4 protein-coding genes and 1 pseudogene are annotated in these 9135 nt (G+C 61.9%); 3 read left to right on the forward strand and 2 right to left on the reverse strand.

Features of this window, described 5'->3' with window-relative positions; translation table 11 throughout:
* The first annotated feature begins 499 nt into the window (after nucleotides 1-499).
* Nucleotides 500-3952 (forward strand): adenylate/guanylate cyclase domain-containing protein, encoded by a 3453-nt coding sequence (locus BN2476_RS36460; RefSeq protein ID WP_087739055.1) that lies wholly within the window; start codon nucleotides 500-502, stop codon nucleotides 3950-3952.
* A gap of 104 nt (nucleotides 3953-4056) precedes the next feature.
* Nucleotides 4057-4218: pseudogene (locus tag BN2476_RS49995) on the forward strand (IS110 family transposase); the annotation flags it as partial.
* Nucleotides 4219-4448: 230 nt separating this feature from the next.
* On the opposite strand, the gene BN2476_RS36470 reads toward BN2476_RS49995, so the two are convergent.
* Both BN2476_RS36470 and BN2476_RS36475 read right to left on the reverse strand, forming a co-directional pair.
* Entirely contained in the window at nucleotides 4449-5054 is a 606-nt protein-coding gene (locus tag BN2476_RS36470; RefSeq protein ID WP_087739051.1) for a PIN domain-containing protein, read from the reverse strand.
* Nucleotides 5051-5518, reverse strand: coding sequence for a helix-turn-helix domain-containing protein (locus tag BN2476_RS36475; RefSeq protein ID WP_087739053.1), 468 nt, complete (start codon nucleotides 5516-5518; stop codon nucleotides 5051-5053). The genes BN2476_RS36470 and BN2476_RS36475 overlap by 4 nt, the downstream gene beginning before the upstream one ends.
* 359 nt (nucleotides 5519-5877) lie before the next feature.
* Between BN2476_RS36475 and BN2476_RS36480 the strand changes: the two genes are divergently transcribed.
* Entirely contained in the window at nucleotides 5878-8811 is a 2934-nt protein-coding gene (locus BN2476_RS36480; RefSeq protein WP_087739054.1) for a Tn3 family transposase, read from the forward strand.
* The last annotated feature ends 324 nt before the right edge of the window (nucleotides 8812-9135 follow it).

The following is a 9135-nucleotide window of genomic DNA, read 5'->3' on the forward strand; positions in this document are numbered from 1 at the left end:
TTTAACTCGGGATACTAGATTCCGGTTACGCATGTCGTCCAGCATGCGTTGGCGCAGCGGTGTCATGGCGAAACAACACCGTGGGCAATCTTGAACGCTTATCTATGCTTGCTGTGATATGGATATCTAATCATTTCAAATTAGGTCATGCGCGCCAGAAGGGGTCGCGCGCGTCATCACCTTTCTGAACTCGACGTCCAGGAGTATCGACCAGCTGTGAGCGCTCGATGCCACGCTTGCGCGACCGCGCGTTGCTCAGATCTGCAAATTGGGCGAGCCCTCCCCCCATGGCGTGTCGTCGAGGCGCCCAGTGGGCCTGCGGCATACATTCAGCCCGAGCCAACGCTGCCCCCCGGAAAGCCGCGCCCGAGTATCGCCGAGGCACTATGCGCAATCGACGACCTCGACTCGCTTACGCTTCCCATCCGGCCTTCTCTTGCCGCAAGCGGATACGGCGCATAATGTTTAGATGCTGGCCCTTGGCAAGGGACATGGTGTTATGCACTGCGCAAACTGCGGATTCGAGAACCTCACCGGAGCCAAATTCTGCGAAGCGTGCGGGGCCATTCTGTTGCGCGCGTGCCCTCGCTGCGGGCACGAGGCGACGCCTTCCGCCAGATTCTGCAATGAGTGCGGCGCACCCCTGACCGAGGCGCCTGCCGCGTCATCTCCGCGTCCGCAGCCTGTTCCAGGGCCATCCCCAGCGCCGGTTCATTACACGCCACACCATCTTGCCCAGCGTATCATCGCCGAGCAGGCGGCCATGGAAGCCAGAGGCGAGACCGCCGGTGAACGCAAGACCGTTACGGCGCTATTCGCCGACATGGCTGGTTCCACCGCGTTGATCCACGACCTGGACCCTGAAGAGGCCCATCGACTGATCGAGCCTGTCATCGCGCTGATGATGGAGGCCGTGCACTACTACGAGGGCTACGTGGCCAAATTGCTGGGCGACGGCATCCTCGCCCTGTTCGGCGCGCCCATCGCGCACGAAGATCATCCGCAGCGTGCGCTCTTCGCGGCGCTGCGCATGCAGCAGGCGATGCGCCGCCACGGCGATCGCATTCGCCTGGAGAAAGCCATTCCGCTGCAGATCCGCGTTGGCGTCCACACCGGGGAGGTCGTGGTGCGCTCGATCCGCACGGACGACTTGCACACCGATTACGATCCGGTCGGACACACGATTCACATTGCGTCCAGGATGGAAGGGATCGCCACGCCCTCGTCAATCCTCGTGAGCGAGGCGACCCACAAGCTGGCTGAAGGTTATTTCGAGTTCAGGGCCCTGGGGGCCACCCAGGTCAAAGGCATTCCCGAACCGCTCCCGGTGTACGAGGTGCTGGGTCTCGGCGCGCTGCGCACGCGCCTGCAACTGGCGGCGCACCGTGGTCTCGCCAGGTTCGTAGGCCGCGAGGCCGAACTGGAGCACCTGAACCGGGCGCTGGATGAGGTCAGGACAGGACAAGGGCAGGTGGTTGCAGTGGTCGGCGAGGCCGGAGTCGGGAAATCGCGGCTGTTCCATGAATTCAAGGAGCGCTCCCGGCGCGGCTGTCTGGTGCTGGAGACGTTTTCGGTGTCGCACGGCAAGGCTTTTGCCAATTTGCCGCTCATCGAGCTGTTGAAGAATTATTGCCAGATCACCGCCCAGGACGACGAGCGACGTTGCCGGGAAAGGGTCATGGGCAAGGTGCTGACGCTCGAGCGCAGCTTCGGGGATCTCGTGCCTTACCTGCTCCATCTGCTGGGTGTTGGCGAAGCCGGTTCGGCGCTGGCAGAGATGGATTCCCGGATCCGGCGGGACCGCACCTTCGACGCGATCACGCAACTGCTGACGCGCGAGAGCCGCGATCAGCCCATCGAATTGCTCTTCGAGGACCTGCAATGGCTGGACCGCGAGACGGAAGCCTTCCTCGCATACCTGATCGATCACGTGCCAGGCACCAGGATCCTGCTACTCCTGAACTACCGGCCCGAGTATCAGCCCGGCTGGCAGCACGCGGACCATTGCACCCAACTGCGGCTCGAACCGCTGGGCCCGGCCGAAGCCCAGGGACTGCTCGCGGCGCTGCTCGGGGACGACCTCTCTCTCGTGCCCCTCAGGCAGCTCATCCTGGAAAAGACGGAGGGCAACCCGTTCTTCATGGAGGAAGTGGTCCAGACGCTGGCCGAGGAAAAATCGCTGCTTGGCGATCCTGGCCGTTACCGGATCGAGCAGACCCCGGCGTCGCTGCATATTCCCACTACCGTTCAGGGCGTGCTCGCCGCCCGTATCGACCGGCTCCCTGTCGCGGAGAAGGAGTTGCTGCAGACGCTCGCCGTCATCGGCAAGGAATTCCCGTTCAGCCTGATCCAGCGCATCTGCGCTGCCCCCGTTGCGCACACGGATGACGATCTGCGCCAGCTTCTTGCCCACCTTGAAGCCGCGGAGTTCATTTTCGAACGGCCCGCGTTTCCGGAGGTCGAGTATTCGTTCAAGCACGCGCTGACCCAGGAAGTCGCCGGCCATTCGCTGCTCACGGAGCGCCGTAGCGCTCTGCATGAGCGCACCGCGCAGGCGATCGAGGCGCTGTTCCCGACCCGCATCGCGGATTACTGCAGCGAACTGGCGCATCACTACGGCCTGAGCGGGAATATCCCGAAGGCCGTGGAGTACCTGCATCGTGCCGCGCAACAGGCACTTCGACATGCGGCCCACCTGGACGCGATGCACCACCTCGGCGTCGCGCTCGAATTGCTCAAGCGTCTGCCCGATACACCGGCACGCGTGCAATGGGAACTGACGCTGCTGCTTTCCCTGGGTCCGGCCTTGATGGACCTGAGAGGCTATGGCGCGCCGGAGGTGGCTGCAACCTATACCCGCGCGCTGGCATTGTGCGAGCAGATCGGCGAGACGTCACAGCTTTTTGCGGTGCAACTTGGACTGAGGATCCACTATGTGTCGCGCGCCGAATATGCGACTGCGCGCGAACTGGCCGAACGGATGCTCCACATGGCGCGGCGCGCCCAGGATCCGGCCTTGCTCGGTTACGCACACGACGCACTCGGTATGTGCCTGCTCCTCCAGGGGGAGCTTGACGCCGCCCGCACGCACGCGGAACAGGCGCTTGCCCTCTACGACCCTGAGCAGCATCAGGCGCATGCCATTGCTCATGCGCTGGATCCCGGCATCTGGGCGTTGAACATCCTGGTTCTGACCTTGTGGCTTCAGGGTTACCCCGATCAGGCGTACAAGCGAAACCTCGAGGCACTTGCCCTCGCACAAAAGCTTGCCTTTGGTCCAACCCTGGCGAACGCACTGGCTTTCGCGGCCGAGTTGCATCAGCTCCGGCGGGAGTCATCGCGGGTCCTCGAGCACGCCGAAGCGCTCATCACGCTCGCGTCCGAGGAGGGGCTGCCATTGTGGCTCGGGTGGGGAACCTATTTTCGGGGCTGGGCCCTGACCGGGCGCGAAAGCCCCTTGGAGGGAATCGCCCAGATGCGCGAAGGCCTGGCCGCCGCCAGGGCTGCCGGTGGCGAGGACCAGCGGTCGTACTTTCTGGCCCTCCTGGCCGACGGCTATCGGTGCGCGGGCAACGGCGAAACTGCTCACGGCATGCTCGAAGAGGCGATGGCGTTCGTGGACAAAACCGGGGAGCGCTACTACGAGGCGGAGTTGTATCGGCTCCAGGGCAGCATACTGCTCGGTGCATTGAACAATGATGATCGCCTGCCCGCGTGCAGCGACGAAGCGGAAACCTGTTTTCGCAAGGCGATCGCGGTGGCGCGCCATCAGGGCGCGAGATCGCTGGAATTGCGCGCGGCATCAAGTCTGGCCCGACTGTGGCAGCGCAAGGGCAAAATTGCAGAGGCCCGGCAAGCGCTGTCCGAGGTCTACGGCTGGTTTACGGAGGGTTTCGACACGGCCGACTTGCGAGAGGCCAAGGCATTGCTTGATGCTCTTGCGCCGATCTAAGCGGATGATTCGCAGCGCCGTGCACTCTCGAAACACAGGGGCGCGACGCCCGGCACGACCGACGCGCAACCGCCTGCCTCAGTGAACCGGGCGTCGCGAAAACCATTGCCATCGACCTGGTCAAGCGCGTTTTCCAGATTCACTATGTCGAGCCAGATGCTGGCACGATTCACAGCAAGGTACTCAAACGCGCCCAGCTTGTGCCGTTCTTCGCCAACCGGCCTGCGAGTCGTGTCGTCATGGAGGCCTGCGGCAGCGCCCATCATCACGGATAACCTTGAGATGACCGTGCGCCGTGCAGACGGGGCATCCTGGCCACCTCGCACGCTCCTCACGAGAAATCGTTCATTGGGGCGCGGTAGCGGGGCCACGGAAACGCCTGTGTGAATAACGCGGGCGTTTTCTTTATGTGTCCCTGGATGAACGTCCTGCATCCCGAGTGCCGGCAAGTTGCCGGCGCGTTCACAGTTCGGCGGACACACGCCGGTCAGTGACGTCACAACAGCCGTCGGACGTCCTCGACTTCCAGCCAGGCTGCCACCTGCAGCAGACCTGCGCGTCGTGCGCGCTCAATCAGTTCGTCACTTTCCCAAGGTGGATTGCGTTTGCGCGCACGCAGTTCGCGGAACGCACCGACCGCACGCTTTTCGTTCAGGTCGATCAAGTCGCGCACAAACGAATCCGGATGAATGACCTCAATCGCGAGTTCGTTACCCAGATGGTCAGCGGCAAAATCCTTCAGGTTGAATGTCACGATTGCATCGGCACGCGTAGCGATGGCCGTCATCGCGACATGCCGGTCCTTCGGGTCAACCGGCAGCACGGCCTGTGAATCTGGTGGCACATTCTGGACAAGCGCGTCCGGGAATGCCCGATCCATTGCGCGGCGTACGCTGTCGATTCTTGCGGCCGCGTCGCCTGTCGTACCACGTTCGTCAAGTCGCGAGATCAGGTTAGCCATCCATTCCGCATGGATACGATCGGACCACCTGGGGTTGTAGAAGCCGTGGTCGGCGAACGTCAGCAATACGTCGCGCGTGAACATGGGAAACAGCACGCATGCGTCCAGGACAACGGTAAATCGGTCAAAGGCCAGCCTCACAGGTCGTAACCACCTATCGCTTCGCTTTGCGCCACCATCTCATCCAATGCCGCCTTACGCTCCACCTGCATGGTCGCCTTGTACGCGAGAACGTCATCCATACGGACACGGCGATGCCGCCCAACCTTGCGGAATGGCAAATCGCCCGCCTCGAGTCGGGCAATCAGATACGGGCGCGACACACCAAGCATATCGGCGGCCTGCCCCGTGGTGAGTTCGGTGTCGGCCGGGTAAAGCAGGAAGGTCTGCTGGCTGGCCATCATCGCAAGTACTCTCGACAGGATCCGCAGCGTCGCCGGCGGCACGTCGATACGCGCAATGTCACCATGCTCTCCCTCCTCTACCAGAGCCACCCGCGCGGCACGGACACGATCCAGTGCTTCTCCCATCAGCCGGCTGGCGCTCGCAAGCAGCGCAGCCTGGTCGTCGGTCAGTTCAATGCGATCGGGGGTGGCGGTGATCATGGAAGGCTCCTTACTTGAGCTTTGATGATACGCCGAGTGACGTACATACGCAATAAACGAAACAAACGAAATAAAGTAAACTGCTCCAAACGCCTATAGGGCTGCGTCAGTTAATTTGCCGTGCAGTTGCGGTGGAGCGTGTTTCCGTTTGGCGAAACGGCTACATCGCATGCGGTCGTTGACGTGCGCGCCGGTTTTGGGGTATCCGTCCTTTTCGTGCTAAATCTGGCGGTTTCTCGGCAGAGCCTTTATTTATAAGGCTGCCATCGGCTCGGGCTCTTGTCGGGAGGTCGCAAAAGTATCTGCGATAACATACCTGCCCACGATCACGGATCGCGCGACCTTGTCGGGAGGCGGAGATGCCAGGCCTGGAATTTCGCTATGTGGGACAGGATCGCCTGCCCGCCCGACTTTCGGAATTCGACGTGGAGCGCTACTTCGCGTTGACTGACAGTGACGTCGCCGCAGTCAACGAGCGTTTCCGGCGCGATCACCGTGCCGGCGTCGCGATCCAGTTGGTCTTTCTGCGTGCCGGTGGCCACACTCTCGATCATGTCGGCACACTGCCGCGCCAGTTGTTGCGCTATGTCGGCGAGCGGCTCAACCTGCCCACCCCGACGATCGCCTCCCTCCGCACGCTCTATCAGCGCTATAAGACACTGTACGAGCATCAGCTCTGGACCTGCGAATATCTCGGCATCACGTCGATCGGACCGACGCACTGGGCGGAACTGGAAACGTGGATGCGACAGGACGCCACCGAATCGCTCACGCTTGACGAACTGCTCCAGCACGCCCTTTGCTGGCTGTATGAGCGTCGCATTCTGATACCCGCCGAACGGAAGCTGCGCGATCTCGGCCGTTCGATCTGGTCGGACGTTGAACGTGGTCTGCTCGCCCTTATCGAGGCAACGGTCACGGAAACGCAGTTGATGCACGCCGATGCTGTCCTCTCCGCCCAGCACGGGACCTCCGGCATGAGAGCTCTCGAATGGCTCAAGACGCCACCGGCGCGACACAGCCCCACGACGCTCACCGAAACTCTCGCAAAGGTTCGGTTCCTCAAGGAACTCGGGGCGCATACGTGGGTACTCGACGGCGTGCCAATCGAAAAACAGCGTGCATACGCGCAGCGCGTCCAGGCTCGCCGTCCTGCGAAGGTCCGCGAACTCAAGGCATCGACCCGTACCATCGAGCTGATCTTCTTCCTGCGTGTCACGCTGCTCGAGATGACTGACGCGCTACTCTACCAAACAGGGCGCCGCGTCTCCGACCTCGTCCGGCAGGCTTACGATCGAACGACGGTTCGACAGGCACGCTCTGCTATCGAATACCGGCAGCAACTGGTCGCGATAAAGGAGCTGGTTCACGATAGCGAGCGCACCGCGCAAGAACGTCTCGACGATATTGGAAAGCTGCTTGAGGACCTCGTAGACAGGCCACCGATAAGTCACGCAGCCAGCGTACGTGAAACGCTCACCGACGATCACCACCGCATCCGCAATCTGCTGGGGCCGTTACGTGAGCTCGGCTTCGTGGGACGCGACGCGGAACCAAGCCTGCGGCAGTTCGAACTTGTCGGGACACTGCATGACAGTGGCGCGACCGAATTGCCGGTCGACTGCGACGTGCCGGTCAGCGCGGCCTGGCGCGATCTCGTCCAAGGTGACGATCGGGCGCGCGCGTTGCGGGCACTGGAAGCCTCGGCAATCACCGGTCTGCGCAAGGGGCTTCGCCGTGGCTCGGTCTGGATTGACCACAGCCTGTCGTTCCGGGAGCGTGACCAGTTGCTGATTCCACCCGCGCAATGGGAAAGCGAACGCGACCGCTACCTGGCATCGCTCGGATTGCCTGCAACCGCGGAGCCATTCCTGGAAAGGTTGACGGAACATCTCAAGGCCGGCCTGGCCGCGCTGGAGGAAGCGCGCGAGGCAGGCCGCGTGACGATCGGCACCGACGGCGCGGTGCACCTGTCGTCGATCGAAGCGTTGCCGACCGATGGCATACCGAAACACACGCGGGACCTGATATTCAGGGAGATCGGCAATGCGCAGTTCGCCGACATGATTATGGAGATGGACGCCCACACTGGCTTCAGTGAAGTGCTCCGGTCACGCAAGGCGCGCGATACGATCGAACTCGTCTCGCTGTACGCCGCGTTGATCGCCCACGGCACGGAACTGGACGCGAGGAGCGTCGCGGCCATGATCCCGCAACTGGACCCCGCGAACATTTCAACGGCAATGCGCTTCCTTGAAATGCCCGGTCGGCTGCCGCGTGCAAATGACCGCGTGGTTGAATTCCAGCGCACGCATCCGGTTACGGAACTCTGGGGTAACGGACGGCACGCATCGAGCGACTCCATGAGTCTGGATACGTCACCGCACCTGTTTTATGCGCGGGTCGATCCGCGACGTCGCACCCATGCGGTGGGCATGTACACGCATGTGCTGGATCAGCACGGCATTGTCTATAACCAGCCCATCGTGCTGAATGAACGCCAGGCTGGCGTGGCGATCGAGGGCGTAATCCGTCACAACGAGAACCGTGACGACGATGGACTGCTGCGTCTCTCAGTAGACACGCATGGATACACGAACGTAGGGATGGCGGTGTCGAAGCTGCTCGGTTTTGATCTCTGCCCGCGTCTGCGCAACCTCTCGGAACGCAAACTGCATCTGCCGAGAGCCGTGGCTGCGCCCGACGGGCTGGCAGCGGTCGTCGCCTACGAGATCTCGATCAAGGCGATTCGTGAAGGCTGGAAGGAACTGCTGCGCCTCGTTGCATCAATTCATGCGGGACGCGTGAGCGCAATGGTCGCGTTGCAGCGGTTCGGCAGCGCCGCGCAGGGCGACCCGGTGTACCGGGCTGCAGACCACCTCGGCAGGTTACTGCGCACGCTTTTCCTGTGCGACTACTTCAGCAACATTGAGTTCCGGCGAGAAATGCATACGCTGCTCAACCGCGGTGAATCGGTCCATCAGTTGCAGCGCGCGATCTATACCGGCAAGATCGCGCCGGAGCGCGGACGGCGCCGCGACGAAATGATCGCGATTTCTGGCTCCTTGACGCTGCTGACGAACCTGGTCATTGCGTGGAATACACAGCGCATCCAGGCGACCCTTGATCGTTGGCGAAGCAAGGGTCAAGGGGTGGACGACGACTGGTTGCGGCGGATGGGGCCCGCGCACTTTACCCATGTGAATTTCCGTGGAACGCTGAGCTTTCCGATCGATCGCTATCGAGAGATGCTTCCGGATGCTGCGCCATGGCGGCGCATGGCTGGATCGTAAAGTGGATCTGCAAAGGAGTAGCGATGGACATCGATACGAAGCCATGTTCGGCCGAACGAGATCTTGAAGCTGAACCGGGACAACGCGCGTCTCGTCACCGAAGCAGCCACCGCGGCCAAGCGTGCACGTGAATAGCAGGCGGATTGTGAGGAGTTGCTGGCCGCCTCAATCAAGCGCTCGCCGATCAGGCTCGGGCAGTTGAAACCGCCAGATTTTGCATCAAAAGGATGGTCGCCTCGCGAAATCGATGATTTGCAAGCGTTTGTTTTTAAACGAAAAAACGAGACAAACCGCCAGATTTAGCACGAAAAGGACGGATACCCC

Origin of the sequence: Paraburkholderia piptadeniae (assembly GCF_900007165.1) — a bacterium.
In the GTDB taxonomy this organism is placed as follows: Bacteria; Pseudomonadota; Gammaproteobacteria; order Burkholderiales; family Burkholderiaceae; genus Paraburkholderia; species Paraburkholderia piptadeniae.